The organism is Desulfobacter sp., from assembly GCA_028768525.1.
In the GTDB taxonomy this organism is placed as follows: Bacteria; Desulfobacterota; Desulfobacteria; order Desulfobacterales; family Desulfobacteraceae; genus Desulfobacter.
The window spans coordinates 3,690,370-3,712,118 of the sequence record CP054837.1; the positions used below are offsets into that span (position 1 = coordinate 3,690,370).

The window sequence follows — 21,749 nt, forward strand, 5'->3', positions numbered from 1 at the left end:
CGCCGTACCGGTATACGGCGGATTATGAGCTGCCGGTTGGGATGGACAATGGCCCCCGGAATACGGACAAGGAGTTGCCCTGATGCATTCCGGGGGGCGTTCAAAGACCTAGGTTAACACACAGTCCATCAGGCCGGAAAGGGGGGCTTCCGGTTCGCAGACCTTGATCAGTCCGGGCATCACCGTGTTCCTGCCGTTGAGTTTTGCCTTGTAGAGCATGGCGTCTGCATCTTCAATGATCCGGGTGATGTCGGTGTTGGGGGATAGCTCCGCCACCCCGAAACTGGCCGTCACATGGATGTCTGAGCCGTTAAACGGGATGGACATGGCCGCAATTTTGGCTCTGATGCGGTCCGCCAGTTCCATGGCCCTGTTTTTATCGGTTTCAGGCAGGATCGCAATAAATTCCTCTCCCCCGTACTTGGCCAGGAGGTCTTCTTTTCTGATATTTTCCCTTACCATGCGGGAGACCTTTTTCAATACTTCGTCCCCACCCAGGTGGCCGTAGGTGTCGTTAACCCGTTTAAAGTGGTCCAGGTCGAACATGAACACGGAAAGGGGCCGTTTATGGCGCAGGGCCCCGGCGGACTGGCTCAGCAGTTGTCTTTCAAAGGCACGGCGGTTGTAGCAGCCGGTTAAGGGGTCTATGGCGGCTGCATCGTTGAGGGCCTCGATCTCGATCTGTTTGGACAGGGCGGCGGCGCATCCCTGGAGGATGAGGCGGACCACTTCGTCGTGGAAGGGGGTGAGCCCTTTTTGGGGCATCATATAGAGGCGGGCGGAACAATTTTCCTCTTTCAGGTCATAGTGAACCAGGGTGTCCAGGCTGAATTTTTCCTGGAGTTCTCCCTTTTCAAATTCATGGTTCAGGTAGCGGATATCATCGGCATTGCCCATGTTAAAATCCCTGATCAGGATTTCTTCGATGGATGATTTATACATCCTGGGATCCAGCCATACATCCAGGCCGGCCTCTTTTTTGACCACAAAGGCAAACAGCCGGTAGTCCAGGATCTCCTTGAGGCAGTCGGCCACCTCATTGATGATCCCCTGGGCGCTGGATTTCCGGTTCAGGGCAACAATGTGCCGGCTCAGCTTGTTGTAGGCATCCGCCCGGCGGATTGAAGAGGTAAACACAAGGCTGAGAACGCCTGACAGGTTCCGGCTGAATTTGTTTATGGTCTTTTTCATTGGCTTTCCTTCTCAAAACGCTGTTAACTTCCGAAAAGGAAATGAAGCAAAGGGTGTGCCAATGGGTGTGTTATGTCTATATGTCTATAGAATACAGGCGGTTGTGGCATTGGGTGCCGATGGGCGGCCCGGGGAAAGGGGAAAAAACTGCAGTCCTTTCCCACGGGGGGATGTCAGGGTTTTGACAGGTGTGGCGGACGGGGGTCAGAGGGTTCCCTTCAGTCCGATGGCCTCGGCCGCAGGCCTCATGCCCATGATGGTTTCAGTGATCAGTTCGGTGAGCTCCATGTCCAGGAATTCTGCCCCTTTTAGGATGACGCTCCTGTCCACGGCCGCGGCAAAGCGTTTGTCCTTGAATTTCTTTTTTACGGATTTGGCCTTGATATCCAGGATGCTTTTGGAGGGCCTGACCAGGGCGGCACTGGCCACAAGGCCGGTGAGTTCGTCAATGGCATAGAGCGTTTTTTCCAGGCGGGTCTCAGGCTTGACATCAGAGCAGATGCCCCAGCCGTGGCTGACAACGGCCCGGATATACTCCTCGGGCCAGTTATGTTCCCGGAAAAGCTCCACGCATTTGACGCAGTGCTGGTCCGGATACATCTCATAGTCCAGGTCGTGCACCAGACCGATGATTTCCCACTTGTCCGCCTCTGCCTCTTCCCCGGATAGCCGGGCAAAATGGCCCATCACCGATTCCACGGTCAGGGCGTGTCGGATCAGTCCCTGTTTTGAGTTGTATTTTTTAAGCAGTTCAAAGGCGTCTTCCCGGGTCGGTGTGTAGGCACTCATCTCATATACTCCCATAGTATTGCAATTTACAGGGTTTAGCGTACAATCAAATAACCTTTAACCACCTTAAAGTCAATGGGGCGCGAATTGAACGGGACTGGAAAGACGGAGACAAACACAGCGGCGGCAAAGTTGGGGGCATTGGCTAAAATATGGGCAGGCGCAGTGATGGCTTTCGGGATGGCATGCCCCTTTATCCCCCAGTCAACCTTTCTGATTGTCCTTTATCCCTTCCTGGCGCTGAACGGTTTTTTTCTCTTCCGGCTGGCCCGGCTGGCTAAAGAGGTAAATGAAGAGGGAAATGAAGAGAGGGGGGCAAGGGGGCGGCTGGAACGGGAGCGCGGCGAGATGGCCCTGGCACTGGAAAGGGAAAAGGCTGCCCAAAAGGAATTAAAAGACAAACTTGCCGGCTCCGAGAAATTGAAAAACCTGGGCCTGCTCGCCGGAAGCGTGGCCCATGATCTGAACAATATTCTGTCGGGTATCGCCACCTACCCCGAAGTCCTGCTCATGGATGCCAACCTGGATCCCGGTGTCCGCCAGGGGATTCAGATGATAAAGGATTCGGGCCGGAAGGCCTCTTCCGTTGTCAGCGACCTGCTGACCATATCCAGGGGAAGCCGGGCGGACAAGCAGATTCTCAACATCAATACCGTGATTGAACGATATATGAGGGCGGCGGAATTCCATAAGATCACCAAGACCTATCCCGGGGTGGAGATCGAGGTGGAAACAGAGCCGGAGCTTCTCAATATCAGCGGGTCCTATATCCATATTGAAAAGGCGGTAATGAATCTCATGCTCAATGCCGTGGAGGAAACGGCGGCCCGGGAGGGCGGAAAGGTCTCCCTGTCCACGGCTAATTTTTATGTGGATGAAGGGGAGGACCCAAATCTTTTTGCCGATCTGCCAAGGGGCGAATCGGTGGTGCTGCGCGTCTTTGACAACGGATCCGGCATCCCCGAAGACTGCCTGGATAAGATTTTTGACCCCTTCTACACCCAGAAGGAAATGGGGAAGAGCGGCACCGGCCTGGGCCTCACCGTGGTGCAGAATGCGGTGCAGGACCACAACGGGGCCATCCGGGTGGATTCGGACCATGACGGCACCCGGTTTGAGCTGTATTTTCCAGCCATCCGGGCGGAGCTGCCCAAAAAGGATAATGGGGCCTCCCTGGATGAGATCCGGGGCAGGGGGGAAACCCTGCTGGTGGTGGATGACCTGGCCAGCCAGCGGAAAATCGCTGCATCCATTCTCAAGAAACTGGGCTACCAGGTTTTCACCGTGGCGGACGGGGAAGCTGCGGTGGAATTTGTTAAAACCAATTCAGTGGACCTGCTGGTGCTGGACATGATCATGTCACCGGACATTTCCGGCCTTGAAACCTTTAAGCGGATCAGGGAAATCTATCCGGACCAGAGGGCCATTCTTGCCAGTGGACATTCCATGTCAGAAGATGTATTAAAGGCCCAGGCAATGGGGGCGGGAAGCTTTGTCAAAAAGCCCTATACCATATTAGACATGGGCATTGCCGTTAAAGAAGAACTGGAAAGGAAGGGACAGGGTTAAGCCGATGGAAATTTTAAAAACAAAAGCGGAGATGCAGGCATGGTCAAAGGAAATGAAACGCCGGGGCAGGACCATCAGTTTTGTCCCCACCATGGGGTATCTCCACCGGGGCCACATCTCCCTGCTGGAAAAGGGAAAACCCCTGTGTGATGAGCTGGTCTTAAGCATTTTTGTCAATCCCACCCAGTTCGGCCCCAATGAAGACCTGGACGCCTATCCCAGTAATATTGAAAATGATTTGAAATTGGCAGAGGCCGCAGGCACCACCGCAGTCTTCCTGCCTAAAACAGATGAGATGTACGGGGAAAATTACCAGACCCGGGTGGCCCTGGACCACCTGCCCAATTACCTTTGCGGCAAATCCCGGCCCGTCCATTTCAGCGGGGTGGCCACAGTGGTTACCAAATTGTTCAACATTGTCATGCCCGATGTGGCTGTATTCGGCAAAAAAGATTACCAGCAGCTGCAGATCATCAAGCAATTGGTTCAGGATCTGGATTTCGATATTGAGATCATCGGCGGGGAGATCGTCAGAGAGGACGACGGCCTGGCCATGAGTTCCAGAAACGCCTATTTGACACCGGAACAGCGGAAGACAGCCCTCTGTCTTTCAAAGGCCGTGGCCCTGGCCAAGGAAAAAATTGCAGGTGGGGCCCGTTCTGCCGCTGAGGTTGCCGGTGAAATGGCTGACTATATCCACGGCTTTGACCATACCCGGGTGGACTACATTGAATTCTGCGATCCCGTCACCCTTGAACCCATGGCATCCATCGACCGGCAGACGGTGCTGGCCATGGCCGTCCAGGTGGGAAAATCCCGGCTGCTGGACAATGCCCTGATTGACCCGCCGGATTAATCCAGTACTATCACCACACGGCATTCTTTTAAGAACCGATGCCGTTCCGTGGCTTTTTCCAGGGCTTTGGCATCGGCCAGGCTCACCACAAGCGCCCCTGTTTTGTCTCCGCCCCGGCGCAATGCCTTGAACACCAGGGGGTTGGACCCGATCCTGCGGAAGGAGAGCGCCGTGGACATCTCGCATGAATAGGTGACCACTCCATACTGGACGGCGAATTCCCTGCTCACAAACAGGGAGGAATAGACTTCCCTTCCCTGCTCTCCAACAATTGTGGGGTAGAGAATGGGCTCAAAGCCCAGGCCCCTGGCATCCACAATGAGGCCGGAATAAAGAATCCGGTTGGACGGGGGCGTGGCATCCGGCAGTGGTTTTCCGGGTTTGGGCTTCTGCTCGCTGATTTTCGGAATCTGCCGGATGTGGTCCGGCAATACCAGCTGGAGGAAACCGCCGAAGACAGGTGCCTCCATTCGGACTTCCACATCCATGGCTGAGGTATAAATCTGGCGGGTAATGGCGGCGTCCTGGGCGGTCTTTTCAATGCCCGCCAGGATTACGTCGTGGGAGGAGGCGTATTCCCCCACACTCAAATCCGGGGTGATGGGGATCTGCTTGAGGATGGCGATGATGTTCCGGATGGCATGTGCCCTGGCCGAGCCGGGCATGGCCACGGGCTCCCCATCTGGCCCGGCCTCGGGGGCAGCCTTTCCCGTGACCAGAACCTTTCCCGTACTCCAGTTGACGGCTCCGGTGTCAAATTCCCTGATGCAATGGGAACCGGCGGCGCCTGCCGGTGCTGTCCCGGCGGCCAGGGAGAATCCACAGACCAGAATAATAAAGACCAGCCGGATCAGGGGCCTTACCCTCATTTTAGTTTACCTCCCCGGAAAGAAGGGGGGAGGATTCGATGAAATCCGCCAGGGCCCTTATATCCTCCGGACCGAACACCGGTACATCGGGCCGGACATCGGAATCCGTCACAAAGGCAATGAGGTCGGGGTCTTCCAGGCAGAGGGGGGCCTTGTGGGGACCGGCGGTACGGAAGATTTCTATTTTGGGCAGGGCCAGGGTTTTAAAACCTTCGCCGATGATGAGATCTGCATCCTTTAAATAGGCGCGGATTTTCTGGATATGGGAGCGTTCATCGTTTTTGACCAGGGCCACCCGGGTGTCCGTGACCACGAGGGTGGCGTCTGCGCCGGCTTTTTTATGCCGCCAGGAGTCCTTGCCCTCCTTATCAAAATCAAAATTGTCATGGGCGTGTTTCACCGATCCAATGGAGAGGCCCCGGGCGGTGAGTTCCCGGATCAGTTTTTCAACCAGGGTGGTCTTGCCTGAGTTGGATTTGCCGACGATTAATACTATCTGAGGGGTCATTTGTTTTATCGTTTATGGTTAATAAAGTAGTTAAAGATAGGATTGCTCTTCCTTAAAGTCAAGCCGGTGAGCACTTGATCCAACCGGGGCTGAAAACAGAAAACGGGCTTGAATTGCCCGTTTTCTGTAAAAAAGCAAGCCATTGACTGCCTTGCATATAATTTGCGATCAAAAAGATCAATTTCCACCCGAAGGTGTTTCACTGTTTCGAACGCCGCACAGGGACTCGAACCCTCCGGCTCAGCAAAGTCGCGGACCCGGATACCGTCAACCTAACGTGCTTGAATTTCAAGATTATCCCAATGGGGAACCGGTGTCAATGGTTTTTCTGAGAGGCAGAATGACCACCGGCCCGAATGGGGTGCCCGGCCTGATTGATCAATTTTAAGCGGCTCTAAACTTGCTCCGTAAAAATCCCTTAAACTCGTCCTTCGTCCTCAGACAAAAGTGATTTTTTAACTCCGCTGCATTAAGAGCCGCTATAAAATTGCAATCTGATGGCACGGCCACCCCATCCGGGCCTCAGCGGCAGTCTTGATAATTGTGCCTTAACCCAAAAGGCCATGTATAAAGCATGCCCTGATTCGGCACAGAGGAACGAATACCCCGGAGAGCGGTATCAGGTGCTTTGGAATTTCCCTGACAAAGCAGGATACCCATGTCGTAATGTGCTCTTTAATGTTCGACTTGCCGCTTAAAATCCTTATGGGTCTTTATAAGAAATACTGCTATTACGAAGAGGTAAAGGATGATTAGAATCGGAAAAAATGTTGCTGAAATTTTAACTCCGGCGATCAGTTCGATGTATATTCTGCATAAAATTATCCAGATCAATATATTTGTACAAAATAATATCCAGTAGCCCATTGCCGAAGTTTTATTAATCGTGGCGTTCATCCTTGAAGGGTGGAGCCAGTATTCCTTATTGGGGATATTAATGGCGTCTGGTACAGCCCTGATAAAAACGTCAGTGAACCCATAACCAATTAATGTATAAGCAGATAAAAAGGCCAATTGAACGATTAAAAATGTCAGTTTCGTTGAATTGGCACCGCTTCCCATTAAATTGAAAGAATTCGATACGATCTGTTGAGGAAGAAATGGGTACGCTGTTAGCACCGAGAGAATAATCGCAAGCATTGATAAAAAGTAAAAACTTTTTGATCGCTTTTTATTATACCATAAACGCATAGAGCCCCTTAGTTACAAATAAGTCGAAAATTTTTAATCTAAAAAATTCAGATATTCCGGTATTAAATTGATTTTTAACGATTGGACTTACGGGCCGCGCTACTGCACTTGAAAAAGGCTGAGCTACTCGCGGTCCCGTCCAGCGATGGGGTGAGAATTTGTCAAAAGCACTCCTTATTGACATTGTCTATGCCTTATCACTCAATTCATTTCTTAAACCATTCACCTTTTTATAAATCTCTTTTGCGTTATCAATATCATAAAATGTTAGTGTATTTTTCCCATAAAATCCTGAAAAAAAATCCATGCCTGTATTATCGTACATTCCAGTCATAAAATTAGAATTGCCAAATTTTATTGTTCCATTTCCATCGCTTCTTTCAGAAATATTTATAGTTGGTATTCGATCTATATATTCAGCTTGAATGTTTTTTCTGAACATGTTTGTTATGGTCAAAATTCTTTTATTAGTAACGGCATAGATTGTTTTTAGCTTTTTTTTCTTTTTATATATAAATCTTCCGAAAATAAAATAGAGACCTACTATAACAAATGGAACACCAAATAACGCAAAAGGGATAATGGCGGCGGATGGAGCAGCTTTTCCTGATAATACCCCAATCCCTATAACACTAGCTTCCCAGAAGATGGCAAAGCCACCCCATAGCAAACTAAATGGAACAAGAAATAAATCTGATGATGTAAAAAATACATCAGGGTTTGGTCTTCCCTTCCATAAAATTTTTTCTCCTTTTAATAATTCTTCATCAATTAAATGTTCCATGATTTGCTCCTAATCAGTGCATTTTGAAATTAAATCTCAACAAAAACATTTTATTTAGCGCAGGAGAACGTTGCTCTTCTGCGGTCGCGGCTTTTTGCGACCCGTAGCAAGAGCATTGTTGGAAACCCATATCAACTCTTAAAATGCTATTTATGGGGTGTTTTATCGAGATTTGTTCTATATATTCAGTCTGTTGGCTTGGTTCACTGTCCAAACATTCGGGTCCGCCGCAGTCCAACCCCCTTTTTCGACAAATAAGAGATCATATAGGTGTAGATTGCGTAGTTAACTTTGTTTTGGTTTTTCGTTTGCTCAATTTATCTAAATTAGGAGGTTCACAGTTGTTAGAAAAAAATGATTTTAGGATACTCCAAATAATTTTAATATCCATAACTAATGACCAATTATTAATATAGAATACGTCTAATAAATATTCATGGGTTTGAGAGATGTTTTTTCCTCGAATTCTTGAAATCACACTGCCGGATGAAAAGAGCCCAGGTTTTATAGATAATATTACATTTTGAATATTATTTGTTATTTCAAAATGTTGCCAATGGAATTCTCGTTTTGGTAATGGGCCAATAATTGACATATCTCCTTTAAGTATATTTATAAGAATTGGCAAATCATCTAAGTTGTATCTTCTTATAAATTTGCCAACTCTGGTGATGCGATTATCGTTCTCCGTAGCCCAAACAGGGCCTGTAAAGTTTTCGTCATCCAATGCCATGCTACGAAATTTAAAAATGCGATATTCTTTTCGATCGCGGCCAAGTCGATCCTGAGAAAAGAAAACGGGCCCTATAGAGTCAAGCTTTATCAATATAGGGACTATTAGAAAGAGAGGTAACAATATGATTAAAAATAATAACGCTATACTAAAATCAAAGATGCGTTTAATTAATCCCTGTATATTATAAAAATTCGGAGAGATTTCTAAAGTAACAGAATCATTTAGTTGTTTTATGGTTGTTTCATCAATACCTTTGTGTTTTTTAGACTTTAATTTTGGTCTGGTAAGTAAGAAGGTAATTGTTGGAAGGCAAAGAGACATGATCAATGAAAGTGTTAGAACTATCTTTACCGAATATCCACAGGTCATTAATGTTCCGGTTATTATTGTCAATAATATATAAATTATTGATCCAATACGTATACTGTTCTTTAAATCATTCTTACTGGGATATGAACTATACTGATGGTTTTTAGTCATGTTTTTCTCTATGTATCGCTATAATGTCCCAACAAAGTAGGCCAATGAATAAGCCGTAAGCAATTACGGTTCCTGCTGCATGCAGATTAGTTATAAATTCGCCTGGCCAACCTTCAATTGTTGCAGTATTTGTATATTTTTTAAAAAGCCAAAGAAGAGTCCAAAGCCCTGTTGATATAAAAAAATCTTTCAATAAACATAGAGTATACGGCCGCAGCATATACCATAACTCCAGCAGAAAGGCTGTATCTTGCTTGTCTTTAATTACAGTTTTTTCTTCAGACATTTAATCTCTACCATTAAAAATGAAATGCTTTTTGTTGATCCAATTGAATGTTTACTTTTAGAATTCATCTCCATAATTTTGACTGATATATTATTTTTTCAATTCTACTTTAGCATTATTTTTTTCATAATCAACATATTTCAATTTTATATTAAATGATGTGTAATAGCATCGCGTTCATGGGGGCATGCCCCCCAAAAACAGTACAATGTGATATGTTAGGATCTCCGAGCTAAAAAGGAGATCAAGATGAAAAAGAAACGCTATTCTGAAGAACAGATCGTCAAAATTCTGCTTGAAGCCGAGAAACAGGAAAGACCTATCGCTGAATTCTGCAAGCTGGGAGGATTCTCCGAGCAAAGCTATTACCGCTGGAAAAAGAAATACGGTGGCATGTCCGTTCCGGATGTAAAGCGGCTGCGAGAGTTGGAGAAGGAGAACGTACGATTAAAAAGGCTCCTGGCTGAACGGGACCTCGAAGTTGATGCTCTAAAGGCGGTGGTCTCAAAAAAGTGGTAAAGGTCCCGGATCGCAGGAAAGCCGTACATACTATGACGGAACGGGGCCTTTCAGAATACAAAGCATGTCTGTTTTTGAAGATAAGTCGGTCAAGCTACAGATACCAAGCAAACCCAAGGGATGACACTGTTTTGGTTATCTGGCTAAGAACATTCTCTGGTAAGTATCCGAGGCATGGGTACCGCCAGGCCCATATGCAGTTGGTCAGATCCGGGATGATCATCAATCATAAGAAAGTCGAGCGGCTCTGGCAGGAACAAGGGCTGTGCGTGCCGAGGGTCAGGCGCAAGAGGCGGCGTGGCAAGGGGACAACGCTGCCAATATCAGCGAAGTATCCCAATCATGTATGGACTGATCAACGACAAATATTTTTTTCCTTCAACGACAATTAAAACTCCCGTTCCCCAACCTGCGTAACCATTTAATTTCATTAAAAAATACTTGCAAAACAATTCTGATTATGTTTTTTAAGACCATCCTTCCGGAGGATAAGGCTATGCTGGAGAGCAACCTGAGCGCCGAGAAGGTGACTGAAGTATGAGGGGCCGTATTTTCCACGTACGGCCTTTCGCTTTTTGCTCTCATACTTTGGTCTATAATGCGCTAAACTCCGGGGGTTTGGGGGCTGGCCCCCATTATAATCCGGTAAAAAGTCCTTTTAATTACCATCACAAAACCCGGTTCTTCCATGGGTTAAGCCCTCTATCGATAGTATCCGTCCGATAGTGCTTGCTGACGGCATTGGTTCAATATTTTCCGCTTCCATCTCCTTGCTGATAGCACCGGCACCGCAGTTCAGGCCTCGATTGTATAAATCCAGTCGGATCATTTTAATAATCTCAACAATCTCCTGCCTGGTATATCTGGTCTCGATCATTATTCGGCCTCCATTTTAGCCTGTTCCATGCGATAGCTTTCCACATTCAATTCAAGGATGATACTGTGATGAACGAGTCTGTCGATGGCTGCTGCCGTTGTCATAGGGTCCTTAAAAATCTGTTCCCACTTAGAGAACGGAAGATTGCTCGTGATCATCAGGCTGCCCTGTTCATACCGTTCCGCCAAAAAGGTAAACAGCACTTCCATTTCTCCCCGGCTTTGTTGGACATACCCAATGTCATCTATAATCACAGCATCAAACCTGGAGAGGGATTTGAGTTTTTTGGTTAGCTCAAGATCCCTTTTGGCAATCAGCAGATCCTGGACGAGCTGACTGCATGAGATAAAAAGAACCTGCTTACCCTTTGCAATTAATTCATGGCCAATGGCACAGAGCAGATGGGTTTTCCCGCTACCCGGATTACCAAAGGCCAGGATGTTTTCACAGCGCTCTAAAAAAGCGCCGTTGACCAGGACACTTAAATGATTGGCAACCTTTAAGGGGAGGCGCTTTTTATCAAAATTCTCAAATGTCTTGGAAGATGGCAACTTGGATGCCCTCAGGTTACGTGATATCCGGTTCTGCCAGCGGACTTCGCATTCGAGACTCAACAATTGTAAGAGGTACTTTTCATATCCCCATGCCTCCGCCCTGGCCTGATCCGCCATTTCTTCATAACTGCGGCGCATGGTCGGCATATGGAGGCTTTTAAGATTGGTGTCTATCTGATCCCGATCATTGATCATGCCGCCACCCCCTTGAGCAATTGGTCATAACGAGTCAAATCAACTGCCTGGATATGAACATCATCCGGCCTGCTGACAGAGGCGTTGGACTCAATAAGGCGTTTAACAGCCTCTTTGCTGATTTCCTGATCCTCGTTTATTAGAACCATCAGGGCGCTGTCTACTGCCACCTCGCTTGTCTTTGCTGCCAGGTATAATATTTTCAGATACCTTGCTGCTGAGCTTTTAACGGTATAACGCTTTCTTAAATGATCGTAGGCAATCCGGAACCGGCTGGTGGGGAACATGGCATTACGATAACGATAATTTTCAAATGCCCCCGGTTTTTTGACCAGGCTGTCAATGATATGCCGGTAATTGATTTTATATTTGCCCTCACCCCGCAACCTTGGCAAAGTATCGACCTTTCTCTGGCCGTACCAGACCTCCAGGCATTCCATGTAGAGGCGGACCTGGATATTTTCTCCTATGAGCCTGCTGTCTACAGAGTAAACGTTGTGATTGACCCGAATGGTACTGCTGGGACCAACCTTTAAATCCATCTTTTTACATGCATCAAGCCGGCGTTTGGGCAACCGGTGTAGGAGATCCAGTTCTTGTGTAAACCGTTTCCTACGACCGGCATTTAGCTGTGCGAACAGTTTGGCCAGGAACAAGTCATATTCTTCCCGGTCTTTAAAATCCCGGTGTCCTCTCAGCATCAGGGCCTGGTCAACGGCTTTTTTGAACCGATAATTGCGCTGCTCCACGTCTCCATTTTCATTGGGGCTGGCAGGGTTAGTTTTGCAAGGAATGATACCGTAATGGTCAACAAGATCCTGATACCTGCTGGTGAACTCCTCAGGGTGACTTACCTTGTTAACAGCGGATGTCAGACAATCGGTGCGATGTTGCTGCGGCACACCACCAAGTTCCCATAGGGCATTTTGCAGGCCCTGGCTCAGGCTTTCGAAACTCTCTGAAAAACAGACTGTACCTGTCTCCCAATTGGAATAGGTCAAAACAAAATGGTAGATCAGGTGGTCAAAAGGGACGCCGCCTATAGTGACGCCCAGTTTATCCATGTGGGTGAAGTCTGACTGGCATAATTCGCCAGGCTTATGAATTTGAGCAAAAAAGATTTCTTTGGGCGGCCCCTCTGTAGCACGCCATTGCTTTATTCTCCGTTGCAGGGTCCGTAATTGTCCATCGGCGAACCGGCCGGGGTGTCTGCGTTGCAAATCCTCAAACAGTGTCTTGGCCTCCAGACCTGGATTTATGGTCAACATGCCTTTGATACCATCCCAGGTCTCCTCAAACGGATCTTTGCGTGTGCGCCATGTATGATCCGTTTTGAGTTCACTCGGCAACTTCCCGTGTTCACGGTACTTTCGAGCTGTTTTTTCATCCATTCCAGCTTTCATTGCTGCTATCCCGAAACTCTTCTCTGACTGAATCAACTTGAACAACCTCCTCACTTGCTGGTCCGTTACCATCCAAATCTCTCCTTCTGTTCAATTTGGATGTTTCTACCATTTTTTTTGATTCTTAAATTTCGGGAATTTTAATTGTCGTTTGGCGGGAATTATAAATGACGCTGATCAATGGACCTATGATTTCATGGAAGATTCCTGCCTTGAAGGGCAGCGGCTGAGATTTTTAACGGTGGTTGACGAATATACACGAGAAAGCCTGGCAATCCACATTGATACCTCAATACCATCTTCACAGGTGAAAATCGTTTTGCAGATTCTATTTGCAACCCGTGGGGTTCCAACATACATCAGGAGCGATAATGGGCCTGAGTTTATTGCATATAAAATCCAGGACTGGCTCAAAGAGCAAGGGGTGAAAACCAAGTACATTGAGCCAGGCAAACCATGGCAGAATCCTTTTGGAGAAAGCTTTAACAGCCGGTTCAGAGACGAATGTCTGAATCAGGAGGTCTTCTATTCCGTCCCGGATGCCAGGGCAATCATAGAGACGTGGCGCCAGTACTACAACACGAAAAGATTGCATAGCAGCCTGGGATATCAGACACCGGAAAACATTAGAAAGGAATGGGAACAATCTTATATGGGGGCTCTGCCCCCAAGCCCCCGGGGTTTAACGCCTACGGGCCATCCGGATGGGCCAAAGGAAAAGGCCACGCTATGAACATGGCCCATCCGTATTGGCACCTGCCGCAGTGCTCGGGTCGCTCCCCAGCGTTGCCCTATCCCCTGGGCAGGTATTTGAAAAGTAGCAAAGGAAGTGGTACACAACAACAATATTTTGAAAATTCGGAGCCTTCCTAACATTGCGGGTTGTACTAAAGAAGGGGGCAAGTCAATGGCACCGCAGGCGCCATGAACGTCAGCGTTAACCGGCAAGACGTAGTGGCGCTTCTTTTGTGCTATTCAAGCACAAAAGAAGCGCCGCGGTGGAATGTCCGAGTTGAACGCTTTTGTTAGCCGTTACTTCCAAAATTCCCACCATTTTGCGCCAGTTATTTTAATTAATTCTTGATCAATATTGAGATTGCTATTCGCTGCCATAAGGTAGCTATCATTTAGCAACCGATACAAATCATCTGATAATTTTTCATATACATCCTGTTCTTTGCCATCAAAACCTAAATCATTCCAAGAACCCATGCCGCCAAATACCCATGCAGCCTGTGACGCTGCTATAAGTTGAGTTGCTTCGAGATCTAAGAAATTATCAGGTGATATATCCTTATGGTACACGTCACTATAGGGTTTATCTGAATTTAATGCGGAAAGTCCTTTATCGAAAGCATTAGCGAAACCTTCTAGGTCATGGCTACGAGCAAACTTAGATATTTCCACCAAATTACTGGATAGCTCTGCTTTTATTTTTGAGCCATCTAAGTTTTCATAAATTAAAGTTTTCTCACCAGATGCTATACGGCCGTACGTAACTTGCCATATCAATTTTTTAGGGTGGTTTTGATTTCCTACTTCCCATCTAGCCTCCCAATAGTCACTACCATTTGGACTAATAGTTTCAATTAACCATCGTCCACCGCCTCCAACAAAACCAACTGACATTCTATCTGAGATATCCTTGTCGCCTGATGGGCCATAGACAAGTCTAAAAGCAAAAACACCTTCCTTTTTTAGTTTTTCAAACCAATCTACTGGAGATTTTGCATAGAGTTTTTCTTCTTTATTATCTATATCAACAAATTTTACATACTCACAGAATGTGAATGTTGAGTTTTCTGGGAAAAAGGGCCCTATATCTGAAGTAAACCCTTGAATAAAAGAGTTGCCATAAATTGTAAGAGCAATTATTTGTGCGATTGGGCCTTGCATATATCTCCTATACGGCTAACGTGGCCATCAGTTGCCGCCAGGGCTTCCACTGAACGGCCAAGTATTTGATGATGACCAATTTGGAACTGACTTTCCAAATTCGTCAGGCCCTGGCGGTCAAATGCATGGCATGGTTCTGTGCAGCCTTAGTATTTACCTTGAGTTCTGAATTTTTTGATGTTTTTGTTTTCGGGTTGTTTCCTGATTTCAACCCAATATTCTTCTAAAACATTATCATCTATTTCAACATCTGTATTGTACAAAGCATTTTTACCATCTTTTCGACAACCAGTGATCCAATATTCATCGCCGCTTTCCAGTTCGTAATAATTTGCTTTGAACCCATCGCCTTTCAGTGACTGAAAACTTTTCCCTTTGTACTTGAGTGTTTTGCCACTTTTTGAGAATGAGACTCTTCCAATTCGAGCCGGGCCAGATAGTCCACTCTCACCCGATTTATTTTCAATCCACATTATTCTTGACGTATTATTCATTTTATTTCTTTACACAGAACGTTTGAGCCAACCAGCCGGCCCAAACTGCTGGAACCTTGCACAGCCTTCTTGGAAAACCCGGCAGGTTGCCCCGGTCTGGTTCGGTGATTGGTTATACTCAAGCTATTATTTTAAGATTAAATAGCCACCACACCACGCCTTTCCAGACTCGCTGCTAACTTTTATGAACAAGGTTCTGAACGAAAATGCCTCATTACTTCTAAAACCAACATAACAGCCGTTGTCGCCCTTATCCACCCAACCGCATTTTATGGAAGGATTGGCCAAGTTTACTTTTAAGGCGTCTTCTTCACACAATGAATCTGGATGGTTAAGCATATAGTTTTGTGCGATAATTATCATTTCTTCTTCACTAACCCCATCAGAAATAACAATATCTGAGTATTTTGATTCAATCAGCATTGGGTCTGGCGTACTGGATGAACAACCGACCAGGAATAGTAGAATTATTATGATAGAAAATTGTTTCATAGTTTTAACAATATAATGTGTGGTTCTGTATATCCTTCAAATTATTTTATAATTTGACTGGATAGACAAAGTCAAGTATCATTTCCCTAACTGGATAACACCGAAATTTTAACGTTATCAAAGTTTGATATCATGCTAAAAGTCCCGCCAGCCCTAATCAAAAAATATGACCGGCTGCTGGTTAACAGCGAAGCACAGCCAAAAGAATATCCTGCTTATCGGAAATGGCTCAGGTACTATCTTGATTTCTGCAAAAAATATGATCATGGGTATGCAGACTCCGAAAGCTTATTGATTTTTGTTGATAAACTGAAATCAAAGAAGCAGAATTTATTTCAGCAAGATCAAGCCCAAAAGGCTGTAAGGCTTTACTATGCAGGACTCGAACAACAAACACAAGCACAAATATCTGAGCATAATAATCTCAAGACTGCGCCCTTGATTCAAGAGGGAGTAAGCCCTTTCAGCGCAGGCAATGAAAACGATCTCTGGAATCAGTCCATGCAATCATTAAAAAATGAAATACAGGTCCGTCATTATTCAAATAAGACCCTGAAATCTTATTCATTGTGGGCTGAAAAACTACGTTATTTTGTCAAAGGGAAAAATCCTGAAACTCTGAACGTTGAAGATGTGAAAGGTTTTCTAACATTCCTTGCTGTAAAGAAAAAGGTTTCAGCTTCTTCCCAAAACCAGGCGTTTAATGCCTTGTTGTTTTATTTCAGGCATGTGTTGAAAAAAGAATTCGGTAAGGTGGACGGGGTAGTCAGAGCCAAAAGGAAACCGTATGTGCCTGTGGTGCTGTCCAGGGAAGAGGTTGATCGGGTTATTAACTGTCTGGAATACCCATATGATCTGGTAGTGAAGCTTTTGTACGGATGCGGTCTGCGTTTGGCGGAATGCCTGAAGTTGAGAATAAAGGATTTTAATTTTGATCATAACCTAGGGGCTGTTTCTAAATAAATCATGCTAACCAAACCAAGCAAGAAGCAATAAGCACCATTGCATGGTAACTGCTGGCGAGTTTCTCATATCGAGTCGAAACTCGCCGACAGGATTTTATTTTTGCGAAAAAGCATTCCACCAAATGTCGTTCCTTATAAAGGTGTTTATCAATTTTTCTCTGAACCGTTCTGTTTCTTCTTGATGGGATAATGACCTTAGAACCTTTAGATTCAACAATTTCAATAAGTTTGTCAGTATCATATGCTCTATCAGCAAGGAATTGATCTGCTTCTATGTCTGCCATTAACTCATAAGAAGGTACCATATCATGAACATTACCCCCGGTCAGTTTTATTCGTACTGGATTACCAAGGCCATCAACCACAGCATGGATTTTTGTTGTTAAACCACCTCGACTTCGCCCAATGGCCTGAGAGTATTGTCCACCTCGTGCCCCGCAACCGTGTTGGTGAAGTTTTACGTAGGATCCGTCTATCATACCGGATTCTTTATCCTGGTTCTTTGCGACATTATTGAGAAGATCATCCCATGCTTCCAAAGAGGTCCATTTTGCAAATCTTTTATACACCGTTTGCCAAGGCCCGAATCTTTCAGGAAGATCACGCCAAGGAGCCCCTGTTTTTAAAATCCACAAAATCCCGTTAAACATTAATCGGTTATCTTTGGGCTTCCGCCCTCGTGTTTCTTTTTTGGGTGGTGCAAGTATTGGTTCTATTTGCTTCCATTTTTCATCTGAAATAGAGTGTCTGTTCATAAACAGGACGAAATCATCCCCCATTTCAAATGTCTAGATTATTTTAAACTTTTTTGGAAACAGCCCCTAATCACCATCCACGATGGGAAAGGGAAAAAGGACCGGACCGTTCCAATACCGGAGACGGTCCGCAGGGAACTTGAACGGCAGACAAGTTATGTCGTTGATGTTCATGAAGATGATCTTAAAGAGGGTTTCTCCGGTGTTTTTATGCCCAATCGCCTTGAGGTGAAATATAAAAATGCGCCCAGAGAATTAACCTGGCAATGGTTTTTTCCTGCAAAGGAGCTGACTTTTGTGGCGGATTCCAACGAATACCGCAGGTATCATCTTCATGAAACTCATGTTCAAAAGGCTATAAAAAGAGCAGTCAGGAAATCAAAAATCATTAAGCGGGCGACAGCCCATACCTTCCGGCATAGTTTTGCAAGTCATCTGCTCCAGGCAAATTACGATATCAGAACGATTCAAGAACTTTTAGGGCATAGTGACGTTAGAACGACCATGATTTATACACACACAGTAAAATCAACAACATTGAAAGAAATCAAAAGCCCATTGGATCTCTGAAACGCATTCAATCCTTGAGGAGAAGTAATCTCGCGACGAGCACTTATGGTATAAACTGTCGCTTTTGGTTCTGATCCCCGACCGCAACATCTGGTATGCAAGCATATTTTGAGCCGGGGGGCTAAAATCAAGATTATGCCCTGCTAAATTGGTAGGCGTGGCAAGTATTATAGGAATAAAGATTATTCACGTCCCATAATCCGGGCTATTGATCCATCTCTCTGCATTTCTTTGATTACTTTGTTTATTTTTGGAATGATCGCTTTTGTGGGTGATCGTTTTGAAAAAGCAAAATGAAATTTATCTTTGCAAAATTTGTTGGGAACTGTTTTGAATTTTGTTTTATCGACAGTTTTTGAAATAAGGAGCGGAGCGATTAATATTTCAGACTCGATAAAGCAATCAATACGCCCTGCAGCTAATTTTCTAAAGTTGAGTTCGATATTTCTAGCGTAACTTATTTCAAACCCATGAGCGGCAATTGCATTTTCAAAGTCCTCACAATGGCGATAACCACTAACCAGGCCGATTTTATAGGGTTTAAGGTCTGAAAAGGCAGACAAAAAGGCTGGTGGTTGTTTTTTAGTTGAAAAGTAAACGACTAACCCTGTGGTGATGACGGGATCAGTATAATCTAAAAATTCAGTTCGTTCTTTCTTGAAATATATGAATGGCACACCGTCGCCTATACCGTTTTTCATATTGGAAAGTAACCGTTTCCAAGGGTATTCTTTTATAACATAATCAATGCCGATGCGATTAAATATCTCACTGGTAATTTCATCCATGCTTTGATTTCGGACACTGGTATGAAGAATGATTTTCTGAATATCCTGGGCCGCAACAGATTCCGTCTGTGTGAAGATCAACAGCACAAGAACGATGCTTAGAAAAAGGTTTCGATTAAATAAACCTTTCTTTGAATTAAGAAGATGCATTGAAAAAATTTATACCCTATCTCATAAAAATTAAAATAATTGGAGATAATCATTCCCGTTTGATAATTGCAATAGGAAAGCGGCTTTAAAATGGAATCCATCAATTGAGTTCTGGGTATGAGGATGACTCTTGGCTGAGTCGATTATGAGAATAAGCTATTGTTTCTGTTGATTTTGATTGCGAAAAGAACCCGCTATTCTGATGGCCCGGACAATCAATCGGTCCAGGGGGCGGTGTACCAGATTGGCGGCCCTGCGGATGATTGCCATGAGCCTGCGGCCGATGTCGCCCAGCCCCAGCAGGGAGGCCAGAAATTGGATGATAATTGGGATGGCGCCTGACAGGGCGTTTACCAGGGCGGTTCCGGCCCGGGCGATGCCGCCCCTGGCGATTTCCACCGTGTTTTCCAGAATGGTTCCCAGGATGTCCAGTATCCGGCCTAAATGGGCGGAGAGGGATTCAATGGCACGGTAGAGGGCAGTGAGGGCATTGATGACCGGTGTGATGCCGGTGACATCCAGGAGGCTGAGCAGCAATGGGGATGCCCTGGCGATGATTACCCGGTTGATCCACTCCGTCAGGGGGGCCAGCAGGTTTTGCTCCAGCCTGGCCATGGCGGCGGTGAGAAGGGGGATGATATTGCCGAAGAATCTTGAAAATCCCAGCCGCAGGGCCCGGAGCAGGTTGGAAAGAAAGCCGCCCGGGTCCATGAGGATGTGGCTGAATGCTTCTGTGGAACGGGCAAAAATCATGGCGGCCAGGCGGGCGGGGATGCCGGCCAGGGAGAGCAGTCTTTCCCAAAAGCGTCTCAGGCCACCCATGACATTTCCGTCCACGAAGATCTGGTTGAGGATTTCCATGGCCGCCTCCCTGGCCCTGTCCCAAAGTCCCATTTCTCCGGTGAGTTGATTGAACAGGGGGATGCGGCTCAGGATCCGCCGGATGAGAAAATCTTTTACCGGATTGATGATGCACCGGGGAAGGTCCGCCCACAGAGGATCCATCACCAGTTCCTGCAGTCTGCCCAGAAGGTCTCCCAGGGTTTCTGCCACCCGGTTCAGGAGCCGGGACACCGGCCGGATAAACCTGAGGAGAAGGCTGAGGCCCCGGTTTACGGTGCCAAATACCGTGGTGGCGGCATTTTGGGCCCAGCCGGAAAGGCGGGTGGCGCTCCGCTGCAGCCATTGGAGGGGCCCGGCGGCAAGGCCGATCACCGGGGCGGCGGCAAGGCGCTGGAGAAATGCTGATGCGGCATGGGCCAGTCCGCTGATTCTGCCCGCCACCCAGTCTCCTGCAGCGGCAATCCCCGCCCTCAGGGACTGGGTCTCCCCGGTAATTGCAGGCAAAAGGCGTTCCCTGAGGCGTTCCCGGTGCCGGATGATGCTGCCCCCCTGCTGCTCGTCCATGGCTGCGGCGGCCCTGTCCGCGCTTTGGCGCCAGGCATTTACCCTTTCCCTCATGCTGAGAAGGCCGTCCAGGGGGAGGATGGCACCGATCCGGTCCGCCATCTGCTGTACCGGTGCCGCCATTGTGCCCAGTCCTTCCCGGATCCCTTCCCATGCCTCCCGGGTTTTTTGGGTGACCCATGCCGTGATGCCGCCTTGGCCGCCGCCCCCGGTGATGCCCAGCCGGTCTCTTACCCAGTTCCAGACCGCCGCCGGCCCCTGCCTGACCGGGGCGGTCCAGGCCCAGATCCGGGACCCCAGTCCGGAGATGAATTCCCATACATCACCGGCCGCCGCCCTGAGCCAGGCCATGACCGGGGTGGCCAGGGCCGACCTGATGCCGGCGATAAGATTTCCAATGGGCCGGAAAAAGTCCCGGAGGACGGACCATGCCCCGCCGGCCATGCGGGAGAGGGTGCCCCGAAGCCGGGTCAATGCGTTGAAAAGGGGGCGGCAGTTTCCCCCGGCCAGGGCGGGGATGATTTCCGCGGCCTCTGCCCCAAGCCGGGTAAAAAGGGAGAAAAGGCTTTCCAGCACCGGGCTTGAATCTGTGATCCGGTTGAATATCCCTGCGGCGGCCCGGGTAAGTCGCTCCCTGAGGTAGGGCACAATGCCCCGGCCGGAAATTTCCCTTAGGAATGAGACCAGGGCGGGAGGGGCCACGGATGCCACAAAGGCCCGAATCCGGTCCGCCCCCCATTGGGCTGCATCGTCCACAAACGCCCTGGCCCGGTCCAGAAGGCCCGGGCCTGATTCTCCCCCGCCTTCCCCGGGGGACCTCTGGATGTGAACCGGGGCGGGGGTGATGGGTGCCCCGGCTGCCCGGGCGGGGGGCTGCCCGGCGGGGCGGTCCAGGGCCGGGGCGGCTCCCTGCTGGGCCACATGGGCCAGCTCGTGGGCCATGAGGCGGATGTCGGATTCGGATTCCCCCGGTCCCAGCCAGATGTGCCTGCCCAGGGTAAATGCCCGGGCCTTGATTCCTGCTGCAGCCTGTCTGTCCCGGGGACTGTCATGGACGGTGACCCCTGAAAAATCGAAGGGCAGGCGCCTGGAAATCACCAGCCGGGTCCGGCGGCTCAGGGGCCTGCCCCCGGAAAGGGAGATGGCCGGGTATGGAATGGGGACCGGACCGGGGGGATGGGGAAGCCGGCTTATGTCGGGGAAGGCCGCGGCAGGTCCCCGGGGCGGGTGGTGAACCGCCGCACTGATCCTTTCCGCTTCCCGTTCGTGGCGGTCCGGTTCCTCCCGGGCCGGTGGCCCGGCTTTTTTTCGCAGAACCGCTGCCAGAGCTGCTCTTTGGCTGGCCGGAGAGACCCTTCCAGATATGGGCATGGGCCGGCTTTTTTTCTTTTTGGCTGTCTCTTTGGCTCGGGCATGGGTCTGCAT

Annotated in this window: 23 protein-coding genes; 7 read left to right on the forward strand and 16 right to left on the reverse strand. The window is 47.8% G+C overall.

The window, feature by feature from the left end:
- Positions 1-108: 108 nt before the first annotated feature.
- Entirely contained in the window at positions 109-1,191 is a 1,083-nt protein-coding gene (locus HUN04_16410; GenBank protein WDP91191.1) for a GGDEF domain-containing protein, read from the reverse strand.
- Positions 1,192-1,395: 204 nt separating this feature from the next.
- Positions 1,396-1,980, reverse strand: coding sequence for an HDIG domain-containing protein (locus HUN04_16415; GenBank protein WDP91192.1), 585 nt, complete (start codon positions 1,978-1,980; stop codon positions 1,396-1,398).
- A 168-nt stretch (positions 1,981-2,148) separates the two neighbouring features.
- Here HUN04_16415 and HUN04_16420 point away from each other — a divergent pair, with 168 nt between their 5' ends.
- Both HUN04_16420 and HUN04_16425 read left to right on the forward strand, forming a co-directional pair.
- Positions 2,149-3,549 (forward strand): response regulator, encoded by a 1,401-nt coding sequence (locus tag HUN04_16420; protein ID WDP91193.1) that lies wholly within the window; start codon positions 2,149-2,151, stop codon positions 3,547-3,549.
- A gap of 4 nt (positions 3,550-3,553) precedes the next feature.
- Positions 3,554-4,405, forward strand: a complete 852-nt coding sequence (locus tag HUN04_16425; protein ID WDP91194.1) for a pantoate--beta-alanine ligase — start codon at positions 3,554-3,556, stop codon at positions 4,403-4,405.
- Here the strand turns inward: HUN04_16425 and HUN04_16430 are convergent.
- The 5 genes from HUN04_16430 to HUN04_16450 form a co-directional block, all read right to left on the reverse strand.
- The gene (locus HUN04_16430; protein ID WDP91195.1) at positions 4,402-5,274 is read right to left on the reverse strand and encodes a hypothetical protein; all 873 of its coding nucleotides are present in this window, start codon (positions 5,272-5,274) and stop codon (positions 4,402-4,404) included. The two genes, HUN04_16425 and HUN04_16430, sit on opposite strands and share 4 nt — an antisense overlap.
- A 1-nt stretch (position 5,275) precedes the next feature.
- Entirely contained in the window at positions 5,276-5,782 is a 507-nt protein-coding gene (gene mobB, locus HUN04_16435; protein WDP91196.1) for a molybdopterin-guanine dinucleotide biosynthesis protein B, read from the reverse strand.
- A gap of 1,378 nt (positions 5,783-7,160) precedes the next feature.
- On the reverse strand, positions 7,161-7,757 hold the full coding sequence (locus tag HUN04_16440; GenBank protein ID WDP91197.1) for a hypothetical protein: 597 nt from the start codon (positions 7,755-7,757) through the stop codon (positions 7,161-7,163).
- Between the two features lie 262 nt (positions 7,758-8,019).
- Entirely contained in the window at positions 8,020-8,973 is a 954-nt protein-coding gene (locus tag HUN04_16445) for a sugar transferase (GenBank protein WDP91198.1), read from the reverse strand.
- Entirely contained in the window at positions 8,966-9,259 is a 294-nt protein-coding gene (locus HUN04_16450) for a hypothetical protein (protein WDP91199.1), read from the reverse strand. The genes HUN04_16445 and HUN04_16450 overlap by 8 nt, the downstream gene beginning before the upstream one ends.
- Positions 9,260-9,508: 249 nt before the next feature.
- Here HUN04_16450 and HUN04_16455 point away from each other — a divergent pair, with 249 nt between their 5' ends.
- Both HUN04_16455 and HUN04_16460 read left to right on the forward strand, forming a co-directional pair.
- Complete coding sequence (locus tag HUN04_16455; protein ID WDP91200.1) at positions 9,509-9,778, forward strand: transposase; 270 nt, start codon at positions 9,509-9,511, stop codon at positions 9,776-9,778.
- Between the two features lie 32 nt (positions 9,779-9,810).
- Positions 9,811-10,170, forward strand: coding sequence for a transposase (locus HUN04_16460; GenBank protein WDP91201.1), 360 nt, complete (start codon positions 9,811-9,813; stop codon positions 10,168-10,170).
- Between the two features lie 266 nt (positions 10,171-10,436).
- Here HUN04_16460 and HUN04_16465 read toward each other — a convergent pair whose 3' ends face one another.
- The 3 genes from HUN04_16465 to HUN04_16475 are packed head-to-tail and all read right to left on the reverse strand — an operon-like array spanning position 10,437 to position 12,840.
- Complete coding sequence (locus HUN04_16465) at positions 10,437-10,655, reverse strand: hypothetical protein (protein WDP91202.1); 219 nt, start codon at positions 10,653-10,655, stop codon at positions 10,437-10,439.
- The gene (locus HUN04_16470; GenBank protein ID WDP91203.1) at positions 10,655-11,404 is read right to left on the reverse strand and encodes an ATP-binding protein; all 750 of its coding nucleotides are present in this window, start codon (positions 11,402-11,404) and stop codon (positions 10,655-10,657) included. The genes HUN04_16465 and HUN04_16470 overlap by 1 nt, the downstream gene beginning before the upstream one ends.
- Positions 11,401-12,840 carry an IS21 family transposase gene (locus tag HUN04_16475; protein ID WDP93321.1) on the reverse strand — a complete coding sequence of 480 codons (1,440 nt, stop codon included), beginning with the start codon at positions 12,838-12,840 and terminating at the stop codon, positions 11,401-11,403. The genes HUN04_16470 and HUN04_16475 overlap by 4 nt, the downstream gene beginning before the upstream one ends.
- Before the next feature lie 163 nt (positions 12,841-13,003).
- Between HUN04_16475 and HUN04_16480 the strand changes: the two genes are divergently transcribed.
- Positions 13,004-13,540 carry a transposase family protein gene (locus HUN04_16480; protein WDP91204.1) on the forward strand — a complete coding sequence of 179 codons (537 nt, stop codon included), beginning with the start codon at positions 13,004-13,006 and terminating at the stop codon, positions 13,538-13,540.
- A 299-nt stretch (positions 13,541-13,839) separates the two neighbouring features.
- Here HUN04_16480 and HUN04_16485 read toward each other — a convergent pair whose 3' ends face one another.
- From HUN04_16485 to HUN04_16495, 3 genes are all read right to left on the reverse strand, one after another.
- Positions 13,840-14,703: a hypothetical protein gene (locus HUN04_16485; GenBank protein WDP91205.1), complete on the reverse strand. Its 864-nt coding sequence runs from the start codon at positions 14,701-14,703 to the stop codon at positions 13,840-13,842.
- A gap of 146 nt (positions 14,704-14,849) precedes the next feature.
- A complete protein-coding gene (locus HUN04_16490) occupies positions 14,850-15,197 on the reverse strand; it encodes a 1-deoxy-D-xylulose-5-phosphate synthase (protein WDP91206.1) in 348 nt (115 codons plus the stop codon).
- Positions 15,198-15,323: 126 nt separating this feature from the next.
- On the reverse strand, positions 15,324-15,620 hold the full coding sequence (locus HUN04_16495; GenBank protein WDP91207.1) for a hypothetical protein: 297 nt from the start codon (positions 15,618-15,620) through the stop codon (positions 15,324-15,326).
- A gap of 570 nt (positions 15,621-16,190) precedes the next feature.
- Between HUN04_16495 and HUN04_16500 the strand changes: the two genes are divergently transcribed.
- The gene (locus HUN04_16500; GenBank protein WDP93322.1) at positions 16,191-16,652 is read left to right on the forward strand and encodes a phage integrase N-terminal SAM-like domain-containing protein; all 462 of its coding nucleotides are present in this window, start codon (positions 16,191-16,193) and stop codon (positions 16,650-16,652) included.
- A gap of 1 nt (position 16,653) precedes the next feature.
- Here the strand turns inward: HUN04_16500 and HUN04_16505 are convergent, their stop codons facing one another.
- Positions 16,654-17,409: an IS5 family transposase gene (locus tag HUN04_16505; GenBank protein WDP91208.1), complete on the reverse strand. Its 756-nt coding sequence runs from the start codon at positions 17,407-17,409 to the stop codon at positions 16,654-16,656.
- Here HUN04_16505 and HUN04_16510 point away from each other — a divergent pair.
- Positions 17,398-17,979 carry a tyrosine-type recombinase/integrase gene (locus HUN04_16510; protein WDP91209.1) on the forward strand — a complete coding sequence of 194 codons (582 nt, stop codon included), beginning with the start codon at positions 17,398-17,400 and terminating at the stop codon, positions 17,977-17,979. The two genes, HUN04_16505 and HUN04_16510, sit on opposite strands and share 12 nt — an antisense overlap.
- A 182-nt stretch (positions 17,980-18,161) precedes the next feature.
- On the opposite strand, the gene HUN04_16515 is transcribed toward HUN04_16510, so the two are convergent.
- Both HUN04_16515 and HUN04_16520 read right to left on the reverse strand, forming a co-directional pair.
- Positions 18,162-18,767 (reverse strand): transporter substrate-binding domain-containing protein, encoded by a 606-nt coding sequence (locus tag HUN04_16515; GenBank protein ID WDP91210.1) that lies wholly within the window; start codon positions 18,765-18,767, stop codon positions 18,162-18,164.
- A 306-nt stretch (positions 18,768-19,073) separates the two neighbouring features.
- Entirely contained in the window at positions 19,074-21,749 is a 2,676-nt protein-coding gene (locus HUN04_16520) for a DUF4157 domain-containing protein (GenBank protein WDP91211.1), read from the reverse strand.